The 830-nt window shown below is 59.6% G+C and carries 1 protein-coding gene; it reads right to left on the bottom strand.

Going from position 1 to position 830, the window contains the following annotated elements:
• On the bottom strand, nucleotides 1-830 hold an 830-nt coding region (locus tag NKG95_RS34175; protein ID WP_353043876.1), incomplete at both ends, for an FG-GAP repeat domain-containing protein.

Here is an 830-nt window from a genome sequence, read left to right as displayed (position 1 = left end):
TCACCCAGGTCGACGACGGCGCATACTCCACCGCGACCGTTCCGCCCAGCTCCGTCACCACCGAACGAAGCAGGTTCGGATTGCCCGCGCCAGGCGCGGAGATGAACATGTGGTCTTTGTAGTCGGTAAAGTCCGGCAGGCCATCGCCGTTGAAGTCGCCGATAACAAAGCCGGCGTCCAGCGCAGATGGAAGATAAAACCGTACTGGATTGAAGTCAGTCGACGAGGGCTGCAGGAAGAAGACCTTGATCTCAGCTGTGCCGTAGGTCCCAAGATCGCTACCGTCCACCATGATGAGGTCCGTTCGACCGTCATTATCAAAGTCCCGCAACGTCGCTATTCCGGCGGCGCTGTGATCGCCGTATCCCTTGAAGCCGACCCCGGTCGACAGAAACACTCGGATTGCAGTGTCATCGCTGGTGTCGTCACGGCTGTAACGGACAATGTCAGACGCGCCGTCGCCGTTCACATCGGCCAGAACACAGGTGCTGCCCGAGCCGGCAACCGCCGAGCAGCCGGTCGAAAACGAGGGGTCGGCCAGCTCCCATGTACCGTTCGACAGGACACCCTTCTTTACGTCTCCGCCCAGTAGCCCCACGGCAAACAACGGCTGCTGACGCCCGTTGCCGAGGAAATCGCCAACACCAATGACCTTCTTCAAATCACCGTTCGCATTGACATTGAGATTGTCGACGCCATCGCCATCAGGATCAGCCACAAATGTCGGGGCGTCAGGACGCGTGGGGAAATTGGTCCCATAGGGCAACGCACTGCAGACGGTTTGATAGCCGGTCGGCGCCGTCGGATTGCAGTCGGATTTGGTCATGCCC

It is taken from the genome of Mesorhizobium sp. M1423 (genome assembly GCF_040317575.1).
Classification (GTDB): domain Bacteria; phylum Pseudomonadota; class Alphaproteobacteria; order Rhizobiales; family Rhizobiaceae; genus Mesorhizobium.
The sequence above is the reverse complement of the archived record's forward strand: the minus strand, read 5'-3'. Positions and strand labels throughout refer to the sequence as shown.